Origin of the sequence: Streptomyces sp. NPDC046977, assembly GCF_040644455.1 — a bacterium.
Lineage (GTDB): Bacteria > Actinomycetota > Actinomycetes > Streptomycetales > Streptomycetaceae > Actinacidiphila.
On record NZ_JBEYWO010000015.1, the window covers coordinates 1 to 24728 of the forward strand.

Annotated in this window: 8 protein-coding genes and 1 pseudogene; 7 read left to right on the forward strand and 2 right to left on the reverse strand. The window is 73.5% G+C overall.

Translation table 11 applies throughout. From position 1 onward, the window contains the following. Positions 1-96: pseudogene (locus tag ABZ883_RS22535) on the forward strand (dienelactone hydrolase); the annotation flags it as partial. Between the two features lie 26 nt (positions 97-122). On the opposite strand, the gene ABZ883_RS22540 reads toward ABZ883_RS22535, so the two are convergent. Further along, entirely contained in the window at positions 123-1781 is a 1659-nt protein-coding gene (locus ABZ883_RS22540; protein ID WP_360908700.1) for a hypothetical protein, read from the reverse strand. Between the two features lie 483 nt (positions 1782-2264). Between ABZ883_RS22540 and ABZ883_RS22545 the strand changes: the two genes are divergently transcribed. The 5 genes from ABZ883_RS22545 (at position 2265) to ABZ883_RS22565 (ending at position 22934) form a co-directional block, all read left to right on the forward strand. Further along, positions 2265-8600 carry an amino acid adenylation domain-containing protein gene (locus ABZ883_RS22545; protein WP_360908702.1) on the forward strand — a complete coding sequence of 2112 codons (6336 nt, stop codon included), beginning with the start codon at positions 2265-2267 and terminating at the stop codon, positions 8598-8600. Further along, positions 8597-9910: an ATP-grasp domain-containing protein gene (locus tag ABZ883_RS22550; protein ID WP_360908704.1), complete on the forward strand. Its 1314-nt coding sequence runs from the start codon at positions 8597-8599 to the stop codon at positions 9908-9910. The genes ABZ883_RS22545 and ABZ883_RS22550 overlap by 4 nt, the downstream gene beginning before the upstream one ends. A 94-nt stretch (positions 9911-10004) precedes the next feature. Then, positions 10005-15338, forward strand: coding sequence for an amino acid adenylation domain-containing protein (locus ABZ883_RS22555; protein ID WP_360908706.1), 5334 nt, complete (start codon positions 10005-10007; stop codon positions 15336-15338). A 97-nt stretch (positions 15339-15435) separates the two neighbouring features. Further along, positions 15436-21885: an SDR family NAD(P)-dependent oxidoreductase gene (locus tag ABZ883_RS22560; protein WP_360908708.1), complete on the forward strand. Its 6450-nt coding sequence runs from the start codon at positions 15436-15438 to the stop codon at positions 21883-21885. Then, a complete protein-coding gene (locus tag ABZ883_RS22565) occupies positions 21882-22934 on the forward strand; it encodes a ketoacyl-ACP synthase III family protein (RefSeq protein ID WP_360908710.1) in 1053 nt (350 codons plus the stop codon). Before ABZ883_RS22560 ends, ABZ883_RS22565 begins: the two co-directional genes overlap by 4 nt. Before the next feature lie 714 nt (positions 22935-23648). Here the strand turns inward: ABZ883_RS22565 and ABZ883_RS22570 are convergent. Continuing rightward, the gene (locus ABZ883_RS22570; RefSeq protein WP_360908712.1) at positions 23649-24131 is read right to left on the reverse strand and encodes a hypothetical protein; all 483 of its coding nucleotides are present in this window, start codon (positions 24129-24131) and stop codon (positions 23649-23651) included. 120 nt (positions 24132-24251) lie between these two features. Between ABZ883_RS22570 and ABZ883_RS22575 the strand changes: the two genes are divergently transcribed. After that, positions 24252-24713 (forward strand): pyridoxamine 5'-phosphate oxidase family protein, encoded by a 462-nt coding sequence (locus ABZ883_RS22575; RefSeq protein WP_360908714.1) that lies wholly within the window; start codon positions 24252-24254, stop codon positions 24711-24713. The last annotated feature ends 15 nt before the right edge of the window (positions 24714-24728 follow it).

The window sequence follows — 24728 nt, forward strand, 5'->3', positions numbered from 1 at the left end:
TCGACCGGCATGCCCGTCCAGCTGCACGTCGCCGAGCCGGACCCCTTCGAGCCCGACGACTGGCTGAACGCCTGGTACCTGCGCATGCGCAAGGCTACTGACGGGCCGTTCGGCTCGGCGGGTCAGCGGAGTTGGGCGAAGATTTCCTGGAGCAGACGGCGTTCGTACGTCTCCTCGTGGTCGACGCCGCCCAGCATGTAGCCGCCGAACTTGATGTTGCCGCCGGCGTTGTCCAGGGCGATGACCCCGCGGCCGAGTTCGGTGAGGGCCGCTTCGACGTCCGCCAGTTCCACTTCGGTGTTCTCGCGGATGTACAGCTCGGAGAGCTTCCTGATGGGGAGCAGTTCGCCGTGCCATTCCCGGACCACCGCGTGCTGCTTGAACGCGTCACGGTACATACGGGAGCCGGGAATGATCGCGGGTGCGGCGACGGATATCGTGGTGATCGATCCGGCGTAGGTCTCCGCTATGGAGAGCCAGTTGTCGACCTCCTCCTTCAACTGCCGCAATGTGGTGCCCGGAAGGCCGAGGATTCCCGAGAGATACATCTTGTAGTCGAGGCTCTGCGCCAGGTCCAGGGCCTCGATGACCCGGTCGGGCCCCTTGTTGATGCCCTTGGAGTTGTCCTTCAGCAGCTTGGGGTCGAATGCCTCGATGCCGACGTTCCAGGTCTTCACGAAGCCCTTGCACAGCTCGGCGGACTGCAGGAATTCGTAGACCAGTCCGTACGCGAGCATGAACCGCTCGCCCCGGAGGACCTCCGACGCTGCGCAGCCCTCGGCCAGTTCGTCGAGGAACGAGGTCTGCCCGCCCCATTGCGCTTTCGACATTCCCAGGGTGGAGTCGCCGGCAGCGTAGACATTGGACCTCAGCTCGCCGACCAGGATCTCCAGAGCGGAAACTGCCGCGTTGACGTCGGTCGTCTTGGGGGTCAGTCCCTGGATGGAACAGTGCAGGCACCGGCGGGTGGGGCGCCGGCCCCAGTTGCAGCCGCCGTCGAGCGGGAAGGTGACCATGCGCTGCAATGCGTAGTGCGAGGCGTACCAGACCTTGAACGCGTCGTCGTAATGGGCCTCCAACTCGTCCTCGATGAGACGGTAGTCGGGGAGCATCCGCTCGTTCAGCGGATAGGTCGGCGCCGGCTGGTTGCGGACCTCCCCGGAGCCGTCGCGGTAGGCGAGCGAAGGGATCCGGGAGAGCTCCAGCCCTCCTTCGAGCCACGACAGCAGCCCCATCATGGTGAACGGCCCGTTGTTGCCGGTGCAGACGAAGTCCACGATCTTCGACCCGTACGCGCCCGTGAGGACCTCGCGGTGCAGGATCCCGGGGTGGTCGTTGCCGAAGACGATCACGGCACGCGGGTTCACCCGCTTGATCTCGGCGGCGACGATGTAGGCCCACATCGCGGTCGAGGAATAGACGGTGAAGGCCGCCACGTCGGGCGGGTCCGCCTGGATCCGCGCTCGCACGTTCTCCCAGTCGAGGTGGCTCATGTCCAGGTACTGCCAGCCGATTTCCGGGAAGCACGCGTTCTGATACGTGATCATCTCGACCAGCGACGAATGCGGATAGACCGTTCCCTCATTCGCGTAGCGGGACTGGTCGCCCGCGTCGTCGATCAGGGCGCCGCCGCCGGAGTGGCTGCCGCGATGAGCGGATGTGAGCGGCAGCCCGACGTACCAGACCGTCCGGACCCTTTTCTCCCGCGAGCCCGGGACGGGATGATCGACCGGATAGGACCACACATATCGGGAGTCGGTGGCGGAGACCAGCTCTTCCACTGGCTCAAGGCTCATCATCACGGTCTCTCAGCTTTCTGAAAAGGGGAGCTCGCTGCGACCGGCGTACTCGCCGGCATCGCATTTCATCGGTGCGACCAGGTCGCCGACGGCCCCGTGTCGCCATTCCGGCTCGATCGGTCAGCGGTCCCGTGCACAACAAGGAGCATCCGCCGCACCAGATCGTACGGGGGCGGCCCGTGTGGATCACGTCAAGACGGGGTCGTTCTCCGTCATGAAAGCGTTAATCGCCGAGTGGCCGGCCGGGGCCCGATTCATGATGATCCGCGGACACCCCTGGAAACAGAAGTCCGCCCGCATCGCGCACGGTTGGAGGAGACGGCCTCCCCGGAACCAGAAAGGGACCGTCCCAGGATTGCGTGCCTGGTTTTCCGCCCCACCGGAAGCGCACCCGGAAGCGCACGTGCCGCTCGCTGTGCCGGGAACCCTCTCGGCGAGCCCGCCGAAAGAACGAAGAAGAGGACCATGAGCAACACAGGCGACGGCCTGCGCGAACAGCTGACGGCGCGCTTCGCGGCCGGCCGCGAGGCCGTGGCCCGGGCAGCGGCGCTCCCCGCGACCACCGCCGCGGAAGGCCCTGTCCCGCTGTCGCCCGCACAGCGCCGACTGTGGTTCCTCTCGCTGCTGGAACCGGACAGCGCGGCGTACAACGTGCCCGTGGTCGTGCGGCTCACCGGACAGGTGGACGAGCCGGCGCTGACCGGCGCCCTGCGCGACCTGGCCGAGCGGCACCGCGTGCTGCGCGGCGTCGTCGACGCGGACGGCCCCGAGCCGCTGGTGCGGACCCGGTCGGCCGCCGAGGTCCCGGTGACCGTCACGGACCTGGGCGCGGACGACCTGGACGCGGCGCTCGCCGAGGAGACCGGCCGCCCGTTCCGGCTCACGGCCGAACCGCCGATGCGCGCCGTGGTGTTCCGTACGCCCGGCTGCTGGGTGCTGGCCATGACGCTGCACCACATCGCCACGGACGGCTGGTCCCAGCGCATCCTCATGACGGACCTGGCGGCCCTCTACGCCGTCCGGCACGGGGACGGCGAACCGCTGCCCCCGGCACCGCAGTACGCGGACCTGGCGCACGACAGCCCCGATGAGCCGGGTGCGCCGGGTGCGCCGGACGGGCTCGACTGGTGGACCGCGCAGCTGGCCGGGCTGCCCGCCGTGCTCGACCTGCCCACCGACCGCCCGCGGACCCTGGAATCGGCCTGGCCGGGCGCGGCGGCACCGGTCGCCGTACCGCCCGCGACCGCGGACCGGGTGCGCGCGGTCGCCGCCGAGACCGGGGCCTCCCCGTTCATGGTGCTCATGGCCGCCTGGCAGGCCCTCCTCGGACGGCTCGCCGACACCACGGACATCGCGGTGGGCGTACCGCACGCGGGCCGGCACACCGAGGCGAGCGAGCCGGTCGTCGGCTGCTTCCTGGACACCGTCGTGATGCGCACCGACCTCGGCGGCGAGCCCACCGGTCGCGACCTGATCGCCCGTGTGCGGGCCGGCGCGCTCGACGCTTTCGGCCACTCCCGCGTTCCGTTCGAGGACGTCGTGCGACGGCTCCGCCCCGAGCGGATCCTGTCGGCCACCCCGGTCTTCCAGGTGCTGCTCAACCTCTACGACGAGGTGGCCCCGCCCGCGCTGCCCGGCGTACGGGCCGAGTGGTCGTACGTGCCGCCCCGCGCGGCCAAGTTCGACCTGAGCATGGAACTCGCCGACTCCGGCCCGGGCCTGGGGCTGAACGGCCGGCTCGAGTACCGGCGCGACCTGTTCGAGCCCGGAACCGCGGACAGGATCGTGCGGTGGTTCCTCGCCCTGCTGGAAGCGATGACCCTCGACCCGGGACGTCCGGTCGGCGACATCCCCCTGGAACCGGTGACGGGCCCCGCCCTGGCAGGCCCGGTCGCGGAACCGGCCGGAGTGCCGGTCCACGCGCTCGTCGAGCGCCAGGCGGACGAGCGCCCCGACGCGACCGCCGTGACCGCGGCGGACGGCTCCCTCACGTACCGCGAATTGGAGGCCCGCGCCAACCGTCTCGCGCACCGGCTGATCGCCCTCGGCGTCGTCCCGGACCAGCCGGTCGGCATCCTGCTGGACCCCGGGACCGGCTTCGCCACGGCCGTGCTCGCCGTCCTCAAGGCCGGTGGCGCGTACCTGCCGATGGACACGGCCTGGCCCGCCGCCCGTATCCGCGGCATGCTCCGCACCTCCGGTGCCCGGCTGGTCGTGGCGACGGGCGAACCCGCCGACCGCGTCCGCGGGTTCGCCGACGTCGTGGAACCCGGCGCCGCCGCCGACGCCTGGCCCGACACGCGTCCCGCGGTGCGGGTCGGCCCCGATCACCTGGCCCACGTCGTCTTCACCTCCGGATCGACCGGTGCGCCCAAGGGCGTGGCCGTGACGCACGGCAACCTGGCGCACTGCGTGACCGGTCTGACCGCGCGTATGCCCGATGTCGCGGGCGGGTCCTTCGCGATCGTGTCCACGGTCGCGGCCGACCTGGGCCTCGCCTGCCTCTACGGCGCGTGGCTCACCGGCGGCACCCTGCACCTGCCGGACCGGGAGACGGCCACCGACCCTCGGGCCTTCGCCGCGTACCTCGCGCGGCACCGGGTGGACGTGGTCAAGCTCGTCCCCAGTCACCTGACCATGCTCGCCCGCCACGGCGACCTGGCCGCCGTCCTGCCCGCGAAGCTGCTGATCCTCGGCGGGGAGGGCTGCCCGTGGTCCCTGGTGGAGGAGCTCCGCCGGGTGCGGCCCGGCCTCGCCGTGCACACGCACTACGGGCCCACCGAGGCGACCATGATGTCGCTCGTCTGCGACGTGGACGGGGTCGCCGAGCAGGGGCGCACCGAACTGGTGCCGCTCGGCCGCCCGTTGCCCAATGTGACGGGCCTGGTCGTGGACCGCGCGGGCCGGCCCCGGCCGGCCGGCGTCCCCGGTGAACTGCTGCTCGGCGGGCCCGGTGTGTCCCGCGGCTACGTGGGGCGCCCGGACCTGACCGCCGAGCGGTTCGTGGACGGCCCGGACGGCGGGCGCTGGTACCGCACCGGCGATCTCGTCCGGCTGCGCGACGGGGGCGAGGTGGAGTTCCTCGGCCGCACCGACGACCAGGTCAAGGTGCGCGGCCACCGGGTCGAACCCGGCGAGGTGACCGCCGCGCTGCGAGCGCTGCCCGAGGTGGCCGACGCCGTCGTACTGCCCGAGGGGGAAGGGGACCAGCGGCGGCTGGCCTGCTGGGTCGTGCCCGCTCCCCACCGCACGATCCGGGCGGACGCGATCCGCTCGCGGCTGAGGGAGTCCCTGGCCGCCCACATGGTGCCGGACACGATCGTCGTGGTGACCGGCATCCCGCTCACCCCCAACGGCAAGCCCGACCGGGCGGCCCTGCGGGAGGCGCCGAGGCCCGTCGAGCCCGGGACCGCCCCGGCGGCACCGGCCGGCCACGCCGAAAAAACGGTGGCCCGGGTCTGGGAGGCCGTTCTCGGCCTGCCCCGGGTCGGCGCGGCGGACGACTTCTTCGCGCTCGGCGGTCACTCCTTCGCGGCCACCAGGATGGTGGGCATGCTGGCCGAGGCCACCGGTTGCAGGCTGCCGGTGCGCGTCGTCTTCGAACGGCCGGTGCTGCGCGACCTGGCCGCCGAGCTGGAGCGCCGCACGGCGGAGCCGGCGGTGTCCGGACCGGTGCCCCGGCGGCCGGACCCCGGCGCCCCGGTCCGGTTGTCACCCGCACAGGAGCGGCTGTGGTTCCTGTGGCGGCTGCGTCCCGACAGCGACGCCTACAACACCAGCGTGGCGCTGCGGCTGGCGGGTCCGCTCGACGTCGAGGCCCTGCGCGCCGCGGTGCGCGACCTCGGCGCCCGTCACGAGGTGTTGCGTGCCGTCGTCGCCGAGACGGAGGCGGGGCCGGTGGCCGTACCGGCCGCCCCCGAGTCCCTCGCGATGCCCGTGACCGGGGCCGCCGCGGACGAGGTCGGCGCCGCCGTGCGCGCGGAGACCTCGCGCCCGTTCGCGCTGGACGCCGAACCACCCCTACGAGCCCTGCTGTTGGGCGTCTCCGCCGCCGAGCATGTCCTCGTGCTGACGGTGCATCACATCGCCGTGGACGCGTGGTCGTGGACGACCGTCCTGGACGACCTGTCGGCACTGTACGCGGCACGGCGCGGCACCGGCCCCGCTCCGGAACCCCTCGCCGTCCAGTACGCGGACCTCGCCGAGTGGCAGCGCACCGGGCGCGACCGCGCGGACGCGGAAGCGCACCTGGCCTGGTGGACGGCGCACCTGGACGGCCTGAACCCCCTCGCTCTCCCGGTGGACCGGCCGCGCGGCCCGGTGGCCGGCTGGTCGGGAGCGTCCGAGCCGGTCGCCCTCCCCGCGCATCTGGCCGCACGGCTGCGGAAAGTCGCCGCGGAGCTGGACTGCACGCCGTTCATGGTGCTGCTGACCACCTGGCAGGCGCTGCTGGCCCGGCTCGCCGGCACCGAGGACGTGCCGGTCGGCGTCCCGGTGTCCGGACGCAACCGGCCCGGCACGGAACGCATGGTGGGCTGCTTCGCCAACACCCTCGTGCTGCGCGGCGACCTGTCCGGCGACCCCACGGTCAAGGACGCGCTGCTGCGCACCCGGGCCCGGGTCCTGGAAGCCCTCGACCACGCCGAGACGCCGTTCGAGGAGGTCGTGCGGGAACTCCGCCCGGAACGCGACCCCGACTCGACGCCCCTGTTCCGGACGGTGCTCAACGTCATCGGCCTGCCCGCGGCGGCCGACCGGTTCGCCGACCTCGCGGCGACGCCGATCGAGACCGCGCGCGCGGCGGCGCAGACCGACCTCTCGCTCGCCCTGGTCGACGACGGCACCGGGTTCACCGGCACGCTGACCTACCGCACCGGCCTGTTCGACCGGGCCACCGTACGGCGCTGGGCGCGCTGGTACATCGCCCTGATCGAGACCGCGCTCGGCGAGCCGGACCGGCCGATCCTCGGACTCGACCCGCTCTCGGCCGCGGAACGCGCGGAACTGCGCTCGGCCGCCACGGGCCACGCCCTGCCGGAAGGCAGACCGGCCACCGTCGTCAGCGCCGTCCTCGACCAGGCCCGCCGCCGGCCGGACGCCGTCGCGGTCGTCGCGGCCGACGGCACGGTGGACTACGCCGAACTCGCCGCCTGGTCGGGGCAGGTCGCGGCCGTCCTCGCCGAACAGGGCCTGCGGCCCGGCGAACCCGTCGGCGTCTGCCTGCCCCGCGGTCGGCGTCTGCCGGGCGCGCTGCTCGCCGTCCTGCGCGCGGGCGCGGCCTATGTGCCGCTGGACCCCGAGCACCCGTCCGACCGGCTGGCGCGCCTGGCCGCGGACGCGGGCGTGCGGTGCGTCCTGGCGGACGGCACCGCCTCCGCCGCGGCCCGCGCCCTGCCGGGGGTCACCGTGATCGACGTGACCGACGTGGACGAAGCCGCGTCCCGGGCCCCCGCGGCCGACCTGCCGGAGCCCGATCCGCGGCAGGTCGCCTACGTCCTGTTCACCTCCGGCTCGACCGGGCGCCCGAAGGGCGTGCAGGTCACCCACGCCAACCTCGCCGCCTTCGTCGCCGCCCTGTCGGCGAGCCCCGGCATGACGGAGAACGACGTCACCCTCGGCGTGGTGCCGTTCACCTTCGACGTGTTCGGCTACGAGCTGTGGGTCACGCTCGCCCATGGCGCCCGGCTCGCCCTCGCGGACCGCGACACGACCGCCGACGGCCACGCCTTGGCCGACTGGATCGAGCGCACCGGCGTGACGGTCGCGACGGCGACCCCGACCGCGCTGCGCCTGCTGCACACCGCGGACTGGGCCGACCGTCCCACGATGCGGGTGATCAGCATCGGCGAATTGCTCGACCCCGCCCTGGCCCGTGAACTCGCAGGTCGTGTCGGCGCGTTGTGGAACGCGTACGGGCCCACCGAGACCACGGTCTACGCCACGATCGGCCGCGTCGAGCACCCCGCCGACGAGCACGCCGTGCCCATCGGCGGCCCCATCGCCGGTACGCGCGTCCACGTCGTCGACCGGTGGTGGAGACCCGCCCTGCCGGGCAGCGTCGGCGAGTTGTGGATCGCGGGCGCGGGCGTGGCCGACGGCTACCTCCACCGTCCGGAGCTGACCGCCGAGCGCTTCGTCACCGGCCCCGGCGGCGAGCGGTGCTACCGCACCGGCGACCTCGTCCGGTGGCAGGGCCGGCAGCTGGAATACCTGGGGCGCACCGACCTCCAGGCGAAGGTCCGCGGCCACCGCATCGAGCCCGGCGAGATCGAGTCCGTGCTCCGCGAACACCCCGGCGTCGCCGACGCGGCCGTCGTCGTCGCGGGCCCCGACGGTGAGAAGCACCTGGTGGGTTACGTCGTGCCCCGCACACCCGGGCACACGTCGTTCGAGGGCCATCTCGCCGCCCGGCTGCCCGACTACATGGTCCCGCGCCGCTGGGTGCTGATGGACGCCTTCCCCACCACGCCCAACGGCAAGACGGACCGCGCCGCGCTGCCGGAACCCGCCGAGGCGGACCGGCCGGCCGCCGCTCCGGAGTCGATGATGGAGCAACTGGTGGCCAAGGTGTGGGGCGACGTCCTCGGCACCGGCGCGATCGGACGCGAGGACGACTTCTTCCGGCTCGGCGGCGACTCGTTCTCCGCGACCCGGGTGATGGGCCGGCTCCGTGAGGCCCTGGGCCAGCGGCTGCCCGTCCGGGCGCTGTTCGACCGCCCGGTGCTCGCCGACTTCGCCGAGCACGTGGAGCTGACGATGCTCGACCGCCTCGCGGCCGAGCCGGACGGGGAGTCGCGATGACGGCACCGAGCACGTCCCCCGCGTACGACGCACCGCGCCCCCTGATCCTGGTGGGCTTCACGTACGCGTCCCTGCTCGCCGTGGGCGGCTTCGAGCCCGACGGTTCGGTGATCGTCGTCGAGGAACCCGACGTCGTCCGCAAGCGCGGGCTCCGCGACCAGGCGCGGGCCGTGCCCGTGATCCGCGAACTCATCGAGTGGCCCTACCAACGAGAAGGCGCCGCCGACGAGTTCTTCGACGCCCACCCCGATCTGGCCCCCGCGGCCGTCGGGCCCACGGGCGAGTACGCGACGTACTTCGCCGCGCGCCTCGCCGAGCGGTACGGGCTGCCCGGGACCGGCCCCGGCGCGGCACGGCTGCTGCGCGACAAGTCGCTGCTGCGGGAGGCCGCCCGCGAGGCCGGACTGCCCAACCCCGCGTCACAGGCCGTGGCCAGTGCGGCGGAGGTGCGGGCGTTCATGGCGGCCCACCACGGACCCGTCGTGCTCAAGCCGGTCGACCTGCAAGGTTCCCTCGGCGCGCGCATCCTGCGGTCCGCCGACGAGGCCGACGAGGCCTGGTCCGGGAGCCTCGCGGAGTGCGCGGCCCAGCGGGACGGAGCGTCGATGCCGGACCGGGACGTCCCCGCCCGCATGGTGGCGGAACACTACGTCGGCGGCCGGCCCTTCAGCGTGGAACTGCTGGTCTCCTCCGGCCGCGTGCTGTTCGGCAACGTGACCGAGGAGGTCATGTTCCCCGGGCCCCGGCCCGTCGAGCGCGGGCAGCTGGTGCCCGCCGAGATACCCGCCGACCTCGACGCCCTGCTGCGGGAGCAGACCGGGCGGATCGTGACGGCGACGGACTTCGGCACGGGTGTGGTCCACTGCGAGTGGATCGTCGAGGACGGCACCCCCTATCTGATCGAGTGCGCCGGCCGCCTGCCCGGCGACAGCATCGTCGACCTGATCGAGTGGGCCTACGACATCGAACTCGTCCGCGCCTACTGGACCCTGCTCAAGGGCCGCCCGCTCCCGCAGCCGCTGCCGCGGCATCCCAAGCGGGCGGCGGCCGTCCGGTTCACCCACGCCGCACCCGGCGTGGTGGAGAGCGTCGACGGACTCGCCCAGGCCTACGCCGTCCCCGACGTCATCCACTGCGAGGTCCTGGTGCGGCCCGGTGCGACCGTCGAGACGCTCCGCAGCTCCCAGGACCGCAGCGCGTACGCCCTCAGCTGCGCGGCGACGCCCGCCGAGGCGGTACGCCGGGCCGAGGAGGCGATCGGCCGCCTCAGGATCACCACACGGCCGCCGTCCGGCACGCCCGGTCCCTGAGGACCCGGTGCCGGACCAGCCGGAAGTTCACAGCACACACGCTTGCCGAAGGATGAACGCCATGGGAGCCGGGGCTCTCGGAGAAGACGCGCGCATGACCACGACCGACGCACGGGAACGCACCCGCGCGCTGCTGGAGCAGCGGCTCGCCGCCGCCCTCGCCGAACCCGCCGCCACCCTGCCGCGCCGCACCGACCCGTCCGCGCCGGTGCCGCTCACCTCGGCGCAGGCCCGGCTGTGGTTCCTCGAACAACTCGGCACCAGCGGTGCCGCGTTCCACGCCCGCGTCGTCCTGCGGCTGCGCGGATCACTCGACGGGCCGGCCCTGCTCGGCGCCGTCCGGGACCTGGCCGAGCGGCACGAGGTGCTTCGCGGCCGGATCGAGGAACGGGACGGGGCACCCGTCACCGTCGTGGGCGGCGCCGACGACGTGCCGGTGCTCGCCGAGGACGTCGCGCCGGAACACCTGGAGGCGGCACTCGCCGCCGAGTCCGACCGGCCGTTCGACCTGGCGCGGCGGCCGCCGATGCGCGCCGCGCTGTTCCGGACCGGCGACGTCGCGGTGCTCGCGCTGACGTTCCATCACATCGCCATCGACGGCACGTCCATGGGCCTGATCCGCGCGGAACTGCCGCACCTGTACGCGGCCAGGCTCGGACTGCGCGAGGCCCCGGAGCTCCCGGCACAGCACACCGACCACGCCGCCTGGCTGGCCTCCCGCCCCGAACCGGCCGACGACCTCGACTGGTGGGAGGAGCGGCTGTCGGGCCTCGCGCCCCAGCTGAACCTGCCCGCCGACCGCCCCCGGCCCGCCGTCGCCGGCCCCGAGGGCGGCGAGGTCGACCTGGAGATCGCCGCCGACTGCGCCGAGCGGGTCCGGGCGCTCGCCGCGCGGACCGGCTGCACCCCGTTCATGGTCTTCCTCGCGACCTGGCAGGCCCTGCTGTCGCGCATGTGCGCCACCACCGACGTGCCGGTGGGCGTGGTCGAGTCGGGCCGCCGCCACCCCGGCACGGACGCCATGGTGGGCTGCTTCGTCAACACCGTCGTCATGCGCACCGACCTGTCCGGCGACCCGACCTGGACGCAACTCCTCCAGCGGACCCGGGAAGTGGCACTGGACGCGTTCGCCCACGCCGACGTGCCCTTCGAGCGGCTCGTGGCCCGGGTGCGCCCCGACCGCAGCGCCACCACCGCCCCCATCGTGCAGACCCTGTTCAACTTCATCGTCCTGGACGACGAACCGTCCGCCTTCCCGGGACTGGAGGCGGACGCCGTGAGCAGACCCGTGCTCTCCGCCAAGTCCGACCTCCACCTCACCCTGGCCGAAGGGCCCGCAGGCTTCACCGGCACCCTCAACTACCGCAGCGACCTCTTCGACGCCGAGACCGTACGGGCCGTCACCACCTGGTACGGCAACCTGCTGGCGCGAATGCTGGACGACCCCGAAGGGCGCGTAAACGACGCCGCGTTGGCGCCCACCGCCGACTCGGTGCTGCGCGGCCCGGTGCGCGAGGACCCGCCCCGCACCCTGCACTCGCTCGTCGAACGGTGGGCCGACCGCACCCCCGACGCGCTCGCCGTCGTGGCCCCCGACGGACGGCTGACCTACGGCGAACTCGACCGTGCGGCCAACCGCGTCGCCCACGCGCTGATCGCCGCCGGAGTCACCCGCGACGAGCCCGTCGCCGTCCTGCTGGAGCACTCGGTGGCGCTGCCCGCCGCCCTCCACGGCGTCCTCAAGGCCGGCGCAGGCTACCTCCCGCTGGACGCCATGTACCCCGCGAGCCGGATCGCCTCGATCCTGGGGACCGCCGGGGTCCGCACCGTGGTGACCGTGCGGGAGTTCGCCGACGCGGTCCGGGGAGAGGGCAGGCATGTCGTCGTCCTGGACGACCCCGCCGTACTCCGGGACCGCCCCGAGCACCGGCCCGACGTGCCGGTGCGCCCCGGCCACCTGCTGCACGTCATCTTCACCTCCGGATCCACCGGAACGCCCAAGGGCGTCGCCGTGGAGCACGGCAGCGTGACGGACTACCTGGACGGCGTCCTGGAACGGCTCGGCGAGGACGTCCACGGCGGCGTCTACGCCGTGATGTCCACGATCGCGGCCGACTTCGCCCACACCTGCTTCCACGCGGCCCTCACCACCGGCGGCACCCTCCACTTCGTGGCCCGGGAGACGGCCATGGACCCGGCCGCGCTGGCGGGCTACCTCGCCGGCAACCCCATGGACGTCATCAAGCTCGTCCCCAGCCACTTCGAACTGCTCGCCGCCCACGGCGACATCGGCGCCGTACTGCCGCGCAAGCTGCTGATGTTCGCCGGCGAGGCGCTGCCCTGGTCCATCGTCGAGCGGGCCCGCGCGGCCCGTCCCGGACTGCGGGTGCAGAACCACTACGGGCACACTGAATCCACCATGGTCCGCACGGTCTGCGACGTCGACGACGTTCCGGAGGGCCTGCGTACCGGCATCGTCCCGCTCGGCCGCCCGATCCCCAACACCACCGGCTTCCTCGCCGACCGGGACGGCCGCCCTCTGCCCGCCGGCATACCGGGGGAGTTCCTCGTCGGCGGCCCCGGGGTCGCCCGCGGCTACATCGGCGCGCCGGAGCTGACCGCGCAGCGGTTCGTCACCGTGGACGGGCAGCGCCTGTACCGCTCGGGCGACCTCCTGCGGATGCGGCCGGACGGCTGGGTGGAGTTCCGCGGCCGCGTCGACGACCAGGTGAAGGTGCGCGGCTACCGGGTGGAACCGGGCGACGTCGCCGAGGCCCTGCGCGGGCTGCCCGGAGTCGCCGAAGCCGTCGTGCTGCCCGTCGGCGAGGGCCGGCAGCAGGGCCTCGCCGGCTGGGTCGTGCCGGAGCCCGGCACCCGGCTGGAGTCCCGCGAGGTCCGTACCGGACTGCGCGACCGGCTGCCCGAGTACATGGTGCCCGCCTCCCTCACCGTGCTCGACCGCTTCCCGCTCACACCGAACGGCAAGGTCGACAGGGCCGCCCTGCCGCGCCCCGCCGCGCAGGACGCCGGGGAACGCGTGCCGCCCGGCACCCCCACCGAGCACCGCCTCGCCCAAGTGTGGGCCCAGGTCCTCGGACTGCCCGCCGTCGGGATCGACGACGACTTCTTCGCGCTCGGCGGCGACTCGTTCACCGCCGTCCGTACCGTCCGGGCCAGCGACCCCGGCCTGCGGGTCATCGACATGTTCACCCGTCCCACCGTGCGTGAACTGGCCGCACACCTCGACGCGTCCCACACCGGACAGGGCCGTCTGCTGCACCGCCTGAGCGGGTCGCCGAACCCCCGGGCCACGGTGGTCTGCGTCCCGTACGGCGGCGGGTCCGCGGCCGTCTACCAGCCGCTCGCCGCGGCACTGCCGGACGATCTGGCGCTCCTCGCGGCCGAGTTGCCGGGACACGACCCCGCCCGCCCCGCCGAGGAATTCCTGCCGCTCGACGTACTCACCGAACGGCTCGCCGCGGAGATCGAGGCGACCGTCGCAGGGCCCCTGGTCGTCTACGGGCACTCCGTGGGATCGGCCGCCGCCGTCGCGCTCGCCCGCAGGCTGGAGGCCGCCGGACGCGACGTGCTCGGCGTCGCCGTCGCGGGCAACTTCCCGTCCGCGCGGCTGCCGGGACGCACGTCCGCCTGGGTCAACCGCGTCCTGCCCTTGGAGCGCTGGGCCTCCAGCCGGCACTACCGCGACGTCCTGCGCACGACCGGCGGAATCCTCGACGACACGGACGAGGCGACCACGCGGACCGCACTGCGCGCCATGCGGCACGACTCGGCCGAGGCCCGCGCGTGGTACGCCAGGGAACTGGCCGCGCCGCGCGCCGCGCTGGCCGCGCCCGTACTGTGCGTCGTGGGCGAGGCCGACCACTCGACCGAGCTGTACCAGGAGCGCCACCGCGAATGGGGGGCCTTCGCCGACCGGGTCGAACTCGCCACCATCCCCAAGGCGGGCCACTACTTCCTGCGGCACCAGGCGACCGCACTCGCCCCCCTGCTCGCGGCGCGGATCACCGACTGGAGCGAAGGACGCCTGCCCCGGCCGCTCGCCGGGACCGGCGCCGCGCGCCGCACCGGCCTGCGGGCCTTCTACACGGTCGCCGCCGGGCAGTTCCTGTCCATGCTGGGCGGCAGCCTCAGCATGTTCGCGCTCGGGGTGTGGGCCTACCAGCGCAGCGGCCGCGTGCTGGACCTCGCGCTCGTCACGATGCTCGCCACCCTGCCCGCGCTCCTGGTCACCCCGGTCGGCGGAACGGTCGCCGACCGGGTCGACCGCCGCCGCGTCATGATCGCGGCCGACGGCACGAGCGCACTCGCCATGGCCGCCCTCGCGGTGCTCCTGGCCACGGGGCGGATGTCCCTGGCGGGCGTGTGCCTCATCGTGACCGTCACCTCGGTCGCGACCGCCTTCCACCGGCCCGCGTACCTGGCGGCCACCGCCCAGCTGGTGCCCAAGCCCCATCTGCCGCAGGCCAACGCGCTCGTGGGCCTCGGACTCGGCTTCGCCACCGTGGTCGGACCGCTCCTGGGCGGTGTGCTCGTGGCGTTCGCGGGCGTGTCCGGTGTCGTGGGCGTGGGGGTGGGCGCGTTCGCCGCGGGCATCGCGTCCCTGCTGGCCGTCCGCTTCCCCGACCGCATGTTCCCCCGCCGGCGGGAGTCCTTCGGGCGGGCGCTGACCGGGGGCTGGCGCTTCATCGCCCGGCGCAGGCCGCTGCTGCTGCTCATCGGCTTCGCCGCGGTCCTCAACCTCTTCGCCTCGGTGGTCTTCGTCGCGGTGCAGCCGCTCGTCCTCTCCTTCGCCGGCACCGCGCAACTCGGCTTGGTGACCACGGTGGGCGGCGTGGGCGGCGTGCTCGGGGGACTGCTGATGATCCCCTGGGGCGGCACCCGGCGCCGGGCCATCGGCATGATCGCCGCCACCCTCGGGGTGGGCGCGGGCACGGTGGTGATGGGCCTGCACGCGTCCCTGCCCGTGGTGGCGGCCGGCCTCGCGTTGCGGATGGGCGCCATGGCCGTGATGAACGCCCACTGGCTGTCCATCATCCAGGTCAAGGTCGGACAGGAACTCCAGGGCCGGGTCATGGCCACCAATGTCATGCTCGCGCTCGCCACCCAGCCGGTCGGCTTCCTCGCGGCGGGCCCGCTCGCCGACGGCGTGTTCGCCCCCGTCCTGCGCGGCCATCCGGCACTCGGCGACGTGCTCGGCACCGGTCCCGGACGCGGCATGGCCCTGCTGATGATCGTGTGCGGGCTGTGCATCGCGGCCTGGGGCACCCTCGGTCTCCTGCACCGGCCGCTGCGGCGGCTCGAGGACGACCTGCCCGACGCGACCCCCGACGCCGAGACCGACCACGACCTGGACGTCGTCCAGGCGTGGGCGGACCGGCGGTTGGCCCTCACCCGGCACCACGGCTGAGTCCGCCGCCCTGCCCCCGAGTCCCCGGCAGCAGTCCAGCCGGCACCACTCCGCGTGGCCTCCTCGAGGCCACCCACCCAGACACGAGGAACAGACCGTGCCCGTGCACGACAAGCCCAGCCGCACACCGGAGCGGGAGCCGGCCGAACCCGTCGCCGTCATCGGCATGGCCGGCCGGTTCGCCGGCGCCGACACCGTCGACGAGTTGTGGGCGCTCCTGCGCGACGGCACCGACGCGATCAGCGAGATCCCCGCCGACCGGTACGACGTCGGCCCGTACTACGACCCCACCCCGCGCACCCCCGGCCGCACCGTCAGCCGGTGGGGCGGTTTCATCGGGCAGGTCACGGACTTCGACGCCGGCTTCTTCGGCATCACCCCGCGCGAGGCCGACAAGACGGACCCCCAGCAGCGTCTGCTGCTGGAGGTCGCCCACGAGGCCCTGGAGGACGCGGGCGTCCCGCTGTCCGCGCTGGCCGGCTCCGACACCGGCGTCTACATCGGCCAGATCGGCGAGGACTACTGGCATGTGCAGCGTGCCGCGCGGGACCGCTTCGACCTGTACGACATGACCGGAGCGGGCCTGCGCGCCACCACGTCGGGGCGCCTGTCCTTCGCCTTCGACCTGCGCGGCCCCAGCCTCACCGTCGACGCGGCCTGCTCCTCGGGACTGGTGGCGGTGCACCACGCCGTGCAGGCCCTGCGCTCCGGCGAATGCCGCATGGCCGTCGCGGGCGCGGCCCACCTGCTGCTCCAGCCGGACATCGGCGTCGCGTACTCCAGCGCGGGCATGCTGGCCAAGGACGGCCGCTGCAAGTTCGGCGACGCCTCCGCCGACGGCTTCGTCCGCAGCGAGGGCATCGGCGCCGTGATCCTCAAGCCCCTCTCCCAGGCCCTGGCCGACGGGGACCGCGTCCGCGCCGTCCTGCGCGGCTCCGCGGTGGGCAACGACGGCCGGTCCGGGGGATACATGGTCGCCCCCGCGGTCGAGGGCCAGCGCGACGTCCTGCTGCGCGCGTACGCCGACGCGGGCGTGGACCCGGCCGACGTGGACTACGTGGAGGCGCACGGCACCGGGACCCCCGTCGGCGACCCGGTCGAACTCCAGGCGCTCTCCGAGGTCCTGGGCACCGGCCGGCCCGCCGGCCGCCCCGCGCTCGTCGGCTCGGTCAAGACCAACATCGGGCACAGCGAGGCGGCGGCGGGCATCGCCGGGCTCATCAAGGCCGTGCTCTGCCTCGAACAGCGCCTCGTCCCCCCGAGTCTGCACTTCCACGAACCCAGCCCCGCCGTCCCGTGGACGACGCTCCCGCTGACCGTCGCGACGCGGAGCACGCCACTGCCCGACACCGGCCGGCCCGCACGCGCGGGCGTCAACAGCTTCGGCATCTCCGGCACCAACGCCCACGTCGTCCTGGAGGAACACGTGCCCGCTCCGGCGCCCGCGGACGACCCGGCGCAGGACCGCACGGAACTGCTCACCCTCTCCGCCGCGACCCCCGAGGCGCTCAAGGCGGTCGCCGCGTCCGTCGCGCGGTTCCTGGCCGGTGAGGACGGCCGCGCGCACCGGCTCCGCGACATCTGCCACAGCGCGGCACTGCACCGATCCCACTTCGACAGCCGGCTGGCGCTGCCCGTCTCCTCGCACGAGCAGGCCGTACGGGCGCTGACCGCCTTCACCCAGGACGACGCCGAACCCTCCCTGTCCTGGTCGGAGTACACCGACCCCGCCCGGCGCCCGTCGGTCGCGTTCGTCTTCCCCGGCCAGGGCTCCCAGTGGATCGGCATGGGCCGTGAACTGCTCGACAGCGAGCCGGTGTTCGCCCGGGCCATGCGGACGTGCGACGCCGCGGTCCGGGCCGAGACCGGCTGGTCGGTCGTCGACCTCCTGCGGAACGGCCGCGAGGAAGACTTTGCCGAACTCGACGTCGTCCAGCCCACGTTGTGGGCGATGGAGATCGCCCTGGCCGAGGTGTGGCGCTCCTGGGGCGTCGAGCCCGACGTCGTCATCGGCCACAGCATGGGGGAGTCCGCGGCGGCGTACATCGCGGGGGCCCTGAGCATCGAGGACGCCGCGGCCGTCATCTGCCGCCGCAGCCGGATCGCCAAGCGGCTGGCCGGCCGCGGCGCCATGGCCGTCGTCGCGCTGTCCGCCGACGAGGCAGCCCGGGCCCTCGCCGGCCACGAGGACACCGTCTCGGTCGCGGCCGCCAACAGCCCGTCCTCGACACTGCTCGCCGGGGACCCGAACGCCCTTGCCGAGGTCCTGGCGGGACTCGACGCGCAGGGGACACCCAACCGGCTCGTCAACGTCGACTTCGCCTCGCACTCCCCGCAGACGGACGCGCTCCGCGACGACCTGCTGGACGCGCTGAAGGACCTCACCCCGTGCCGGGCCGCCGTCCCGATCCACTCGACCCTGCTCGGCGAGGTCATCGACGGCACCGGCATGGACGCCGAATACTGGGCCAGAAACCTCCGGGAACCCGTCGACTTCGTCGGCGCGGTGCGCCATCAATTCGACACTGGCAACACCGGCGACACCGTGTTCATCGAGATCAGCCCTCACCCCGTGCTGGTCAACGGCATCAAGGAGACCGGTCGTGCCGCCGGCCGCGACGACATCACCGCGGTCGGTTCGCTGCGCCGCGACGAGGACGAGCGCAGCGCCCTGCTGACCGCGGCCGCGAAGCTCCACACCGCCGGAGTGCCGCTGGACCTCGCGGCCGTCGTGGACGGAGGCCGCCGCGTCCCGCTGCCCACGTACCCCTGGCAGCGCACCCGGCACTGGACCCCCGCTCCCACGGCGCCCGCGCAACCCCGGTACGACACCGCGTCCGGCCACCCGCTTCTGGGGACCCGTACGACGGCCCCGGGCAGCACCACCACCTGGGAGGGCCCCCTCGACCCGGGCCGCAACGCCTACCTGGCCGACCACCGGATCCAGGACACCGTCATCGTGCCCGGCACGGCCTATCTCGAACTGCTCACGGAAGCCGCCCGTCAGCTCCTCGGTGACGGACCGGTGGCGCTGACCGACGTCCACTACCGCCAGGCCCTCTACCTCGACGGGAACGGCCCGGCCCCCACTCTGAGGGTCAGCGCCGTCGACGGTGAGGAAGGCCTGGAGCTCCAGGTCCTCGGCCGATCCGCAGGCGAGGCCCAGTGGGTCCTGCACGCCGAGGCCACGGCCCGCGCCCTGCACGAACCGGACCAACCGGTCCCCGTCGACCTGGCGGCCGTCCGGAAGACCCTTCCCACACACCAGAACGCCGCCGAGTTCTACCCCTACAACGCCCAACGCGGCAACCAGTGGAACGGCGTGTTCCGGGGGCTGGCGGAACTGTGGCGCCGGGACGGCGAGGCGCTGGCACGCGTCGAGGGCCCCGAAGGACTGCACGCCGCCCTCGCCGAGCACCACTTCCACCCCGCGCTGCTCGACGCCGCCTGCCATGTGATGACCGCTGCCCGTCCCCGCACGGTGGCGGACACCGAGAGCGTCTTCGTCTTCGGCGGCATCGACGAGTACCGCTCCTACCACCGGCCCGGCCGCGAGGTGTTCAGCCACGCCCGCCTGGTCCCGACCGCGCGCGAGGACTCCTTCGCCGCCGACATCCGCGTCGCGGACCCCACCGGCCGTCTCCTCGCCGAGATGCGCGGTGCCCGAATCCAGTACCTCGCCGGCCACGCCCCGGCACTCGAGGAGGCCCCCGTGAACACCGCCCCCGCCCGGCCGACGGACGACCTGGACAGCATGCTCCACGAACTCCGGTGGACGCCGCTGCCCCGCACCGTCCCTGCCACCACGCCCACCGGCCACGGAACCTGGGTGCTCCTCAGCGACAGCGGCCCCTTCGGACGCGCCGTGGCCAGGGGACTCGCCGCCGAGGGCCAGGACACCGTCGTCGTGACCGCCGCCGCGAGCTACCAGGCCGCCGGCGACCGGTACCGCATCGACCCCGCCGACCCCGCGCAGTACGCCGCGGTCCTGGACGACATCGCGGACCGCGGCCCGCTCCGGGGCATCGTGCACCTGTGGTCCCTGGACGCGACAGCGGGACGCGAGGCCACGGGGAAGGAGATCGACCGGGCTCAACTGCTCTCCTGCGGCAGCGTCGTCCACCTCACCCAGGCCCTGACCGCCAGGGAACACCCCGACGCCCCCGGCCTGTGGCTGGTCAGCCGCCACGCCCAGCGTGTCGCCCCCGAGGACCGCCACGTCGCCCCCTTCCAGGCGCTGCTGTGGGGCCTGGGACGCACCCTCGCCGCCGAGCACCCGGAGCTGCGCACACGCCTGGTGGACCTCGACCGCAACATCACGAGCGTCGAGGCCCTGGTCGCGGACCTCCTCGGGCCGGACGACGAGGACCAGTTCGCGCTGCGGGACGGCACGCGCCGGGTCGCCCGCCTGGTCGCGCGCCGCAAGGCCTCCGCGGAGCCGGGACCGACGGCGGCCGTGCGGCTCTCCCTTCCGCGGCCGGGCACCCCCGGCGACCGGTGGCTGACCCCGTTCACGCCGCCCGCGCCGGAGGCGGACGAGGTCGCCGTCCGCGTCTCGCACGCCGCCCTGGACCACCCCGACGCCCCCTCCGGCGAGGACCGACCCCTGGGCACGGGCTGCTCCGGGACGGTCGTCGCCGTGGGGGCCGGCGTGCGCGACGTGGCCGTCGGCGACCTGGTCGTCGCCCTCGCCGAGAACGCGACGGCCTCGCACGTCGTCACGAAGGCGGTCCTGACCGCGCCGCTGCCCAGCGGTGTCACGCCCGCCGAGGCGGCCGCCCTGCCGCGGGCGTACCTCACCGCGTACTACGCGCTCCACGACGTCGCCCGCGTCGGGAAGGGCGACCGCGTACTGGTGCGTTCGGCGAGCGCCGGAGTCGACTTGGCCGCGGTCGACGTGGCCCGATGGCTGGGCGCGGACGTCCACGCCGTCGCCGCGAGCGCGGACGAGCGGCAGCGGCTGACGGAGCGTGGCGCCCGGCACGTCACGGACCGCACGTCCACCGGCGGACCCGGATTCGACACCGTCCTGAGCACGGCCGCGGGCCGCCGCGCCGACCTCCCCCTGACGGCACCCTACGGCCACTTCGTGGAGCTCACCGGGCCCGACGGCGTCGATGCCGCGCCCTTCGACCGGACCCTTCCCGCACCCAACCTCTCCCTCCACGCCGTCGACATCGTTCATCTGATGCGGCATCAGCCCGGGCGTGCGGGCTCGGTGTTGCGGGCCATCGCCGAATTCGTCGGCAAGGGGGAGCTCTCCCCGCTGCCCCACCGCGAGGTCGGTGCCGCCGAAGCCGGCCGGATCCTCCAGCGCACCGGCACGTCAGGTCCGCGCGGCGTCCAAGCCGTCATCGCCTTCCCCGACGAGGTGCTGCCCGCCGCACCGCGCCGGCGGGACACCACGTCCGGCACACCCGTGCGCCCCGCGGGTACCTACCTCATCACCGGTGGCGCGGGAGGCATCGGCGCACGGCTCGCGTCCTGGCTCGCCGACCAGGGAGCCCGCACCCTCCTCCTGACCGGCCGGACCTCCCTGCCCGACCCCGGCCCGTTGCGCGACCTCGCGGGCCGGGGCGTCGACGTCGAGTACGCGGCCGTCGACGTGGCCGACCACCAGGCCATGCGGGCGCTCCTCGCCGACAGGGCCCACCGGGGCAAGGCACCGCTGCGCGGCGTGTTCCACGCGGCCGGGACCTACGAATCCGTCCCGGTGACCGACACCACCCCCGAGCACCTGGACGCCCTCCTCAGCGCCAAGGTCTCAGGAGCCTGGAACCTCCACCGGCTGGTGCACGACACGCCCCTGGACATGTTCGTCCTGTTCTCCTCCGGCTCCTCCGTCCTGTCGTCGCCCCTGCTCGGCGGCTACGCGGCCGGCAACGCGTTCCTCGACGCCCTCGCCCACCACCGGCTCGCGGCCGGCGCCCCGGCCACCTCGGTCAACTGGGGCTACTGGGACGGCGTCGGCATGATCGCCCGGCACGAGGAGGACGCCGGCCGCAGCCTCGTCCCCCACGGCATGGCGAGCTTCTCGCCCGACGAGGGGCTCGGCGTCCTGGGCGGCATCCTCGCCGAAGGCAGTTCGCACCGCATCGTCCTGCGGATCGACTGGCCGTCCTGGGCACGCGTCCATCCCGAGGCGGCCCATGTCCCGCTGCTCGGCGAACTCCTCGACCGCGCCCCGGAGCGGCCCGCCCCGGAGCGGCCCGCCCCGGAGCGGACGGCACCACGTCACATCACGCCTGTCCCCGCACCCCGGGAAGAGACGGATCCGGGGGTCGTCGAAACGGTGACGAAGCTGGCCGCCGCCATCCTCGGCCTGAACCCGGAGCGGCTGAACGCGAGCCGGCCGCTCAGCAGGATGGGCATGGACTCGATGATGGCGGTCCAGCTCAGGAACGAGATCGACCGCCGCCTCAAGGTCAAGCTGCCGATGGTCAAGGTCCTCCGCGACAGCTCCGTCGACTCCCTGGCCCGGGCCGTCGCCGAAGCGAAGGCCGCCACCACGGCCGACCACGCGCCGGAAGGAGCGTCCTCGAAGTGAAGACCCCCGACCTGTACATCGCGGGACTCGGCGTCCACGTCCCCGCCGTCCTGGACGCGGGCAAAGCCGTGGAACTGGGCCTGTACGACGCCGAGGACCACGAGTTCCAGGGGTGGACCGGAGCCGCGGTCGCCGGTGACACAACGCCGCCGGACATGGCCGTGCTCGCGGCACGCCAGGCGACCGGACGCGCCGGCACCCACCCCCACGACCTCGTGCTCCACATCCACGCCTGCATGCACAGGCAGGGACCCGGGGGCTGGTCGCCCCAGCACTACATCCTGCGCCACATCACCGACCAGGACATCCCCTCCTACCAGGTCAGCCAGGCATGCAACGGCCTGATCGGCTCCCTCGAACTCGCCGCCTGCTACCTCCGGGCCGTCCCCGAGCGCGCCGCCGCACTCGTCACGGGCGCCGACAACCTCAGCACCCCGCACTTCAACCGCTGGGCATCCCTGGAGAACGGCGTCCTCGGCGACGGGGCGAGCGCCGTCGTCCTCACCAAGGAACCGGGCTTCGCCCGGCTCCTGTCGATCAGCAGCGGCTCCACCGCCGAGGTCGAAGAGCGGTTCCGCGACGAGGAGTTCCCTCCCGTCACGGCAGTGGACGCGGACGCCGAGGACCGACCGGCGGCGTCCGTGCCCGAGGACGAGGCGATCTCCGAGGCCGTGGGACGCCAAGGGGAACTCCGGACGGAACTCGCCCTGCGCACGATCGCCGAAGCGGGCCTCGGCGTCGCCGACATCACCCGCGTGGCCCACATCTTCACCGGCCGCGAGAGCTACCTCAAGGGCATCCTCGCCCCCATGGGCCTCCGCACCGAGCAAGGGCTGCTCCAACTCGGACGCCGGCTCGGCCACATGACGGTCAGCGACCAGATCGTGGGCCTCAACCACCTCGTCGAAACACGCGAAGTCGGCGCGGGCGACCATGTGCTGATCGTGGCCCACGGCGGCGGCGTCTCGATCACGTGCGCCGTCGTCCGTATCGAGTACCTTCCGGCGTGGGCCACCGGCCGGCCCTCAGCCGTACCCGCGGACGCCTGACGCCGCATCGCCCGCGAACGCGGATGCCCTCGGCGCAAGCCGCCGAGGGCTGGGCCGTGTTTGAGAACGTGACGGAGGTCAGGCGGTGAACATGGTCAGGATGGTGGCGATCCTTCCGTCGCGGACGGTGATGACGTCGATTCCGTGGACGGCGGGATTGCCGGGCGCACCGAAGGCCCAGGCAAGAGCTCCGGTGCGGGAGCCTCACCCGCGCCGACCGCCCTTCCGGATGCCTGTCCGTGCAGGGAGGCCTGGCCGAGGGCAGCGACAGCGGCCGGATCGCCAGGTTCCTGGCCGACAGCCGCCTCGCCGGCGAACATGCCCTGGCGCAGCGACTGGCCCGCGCCGTCGAGGAGGGCGACCTGCCCGCGGGGACCGACCCTCACGCACTCGCCCGCTACGTCATGGTGGTCAGCGAGGGCAACGCGGGTGCACGCTGCGGCCGGTGCGGCACGTGCGGCCCTCCATGCCACCGTCGACATCGCCCTGCAGGCGATACCTCGGACTCCCGCAGACGCGGCCGTCTGACAGTGCCGGCACCACGCCTGTGCGAATTCCGACAACACCTTCGCCGTGATCCAGCCTGATGAGGACGATCACGCCTGGTTCGCATCCATCGCTGTCCTGGACGAGGGCGGCTACGAGATCGTCCTTCGCGACACCACACGCACTCGGAGGCAAGCCCCCGATCAGCCGCGTCAACAACGCTGCGGGTCAATGCACCTGGGCGAGGTGATCCCGCGCCCACTCCGAGACGCCGCTCAACTTGGCCGCGGCTCTGGCCGGGTCACCTGTTCGGACGGGCTGGTCGACCTCGAAGTCGTAGCCGGTCAGGCCGCTTTCCTCCTCGACGATACGGGCGATGCGGTAGGCCAGGTCCATCACCGCCGAAGCCGCCGGCCCTGAGTAGCGGTACGCCACCTCGATGCCGGCCGTGTCCCCCGAGTAGTCGAGCTGCACGCGTCCCGGCGACCCCACCGTCTGCAGGGTCAGGCAGTACAGGTACCGCTCGGACGTGACAGGTCCGGCCTCCCGCGAGACCCGTTCGACAATGCGCTCCCACTCGGCCTCCTGGTTGTCGGAAAGCCGCAGCTGCGGAAGGTCGGCATCGGGGTCGACGCCGGCGTTGAGGAGGTCGAGCGTCTGCTGCAGCGTCAGGCCCGGGCGCACGCGCACGAGCGTGATGTCGTAGGTCACCGGGGCAATCTACGCGGAGACGACCGCCGCCCGCTCCAAGGCCGAGGGGTACCTCGGTCGCCGGGAGTAGGTCCCGCGCCTCAGGCGCCCGTCCCTCCCGCTTGACTAGGGTCGGCCCTCATGGAGACCACGGGAGGCGTTCGCCGTCAGTCGGCGGAGCGTATGCGCGACGCACTCGAACGGCTCGGCACCGAGCGGGACGCATGGGTGTCGACGGCCCACCCCGAACACGGGCCGCACCAGGTGCCGCTGTGGTTCCTGTGGGACGGTCAGGCCGTGTGGATGTGCACCGGCGCCACGTCCGTGACGATGCGGAACATCCACAGGGATCCGCACGTGCACGTGTCGCTGCCGGACACCTTCGACGTGGTCCTCCTCCACGGCGAGGCGGAATGCTTCCCGGACCAGGAGGCGCCCGCAAGCGCGGCGGAGGCGTTCGCCGGCAAATTCGGCTGGGACCCGCGCAAGGAAGCGGCTTCCTTCGTGTACATACGCGTGGTCCCGAGGACCGTGCGCGCGTGGCGCGGCGAGCCGGAACTCCGCGGCAGCGTCATCATGCGCGACGGGATGTGGCTGGAATAGGCGAAGGCGGTCCGC

What these genes read in the sequence shown, in the direction of transcription:
- ABZ883_RS22545 (WP_360908702.1), top strand. Translation starts at nt 2,265, where the DNA reads ATGAGCAACACAGGCGACGGCCTGCGCGAACAGCTGACGGCGCGCTTC.
- ABZ883_RS22550 (WP_360908704.1), top strand. Translation starts at nt 8,597, where the DNA reads ATGACGGCACCGAGCACGTCCCCCGCGTACGACGCACCGCGCCCCCTG.
- ABZ883_RS22555 (WP_360908706.1), top strand. Translation starts at nt 10,005, where the DNA reads ATGACCACGACCGACGCACGGGAACGCACCCGCGCGCTGCTGGAGCAG.
- ABZ883_RS22575 (WP_360908714.1), top strand. Translation starts at nt 24,252, where the DNA reads ATGGAGACCACGGGAGGCGTTCGCCGTCAGTCGGCGGAGCGTATGCGC.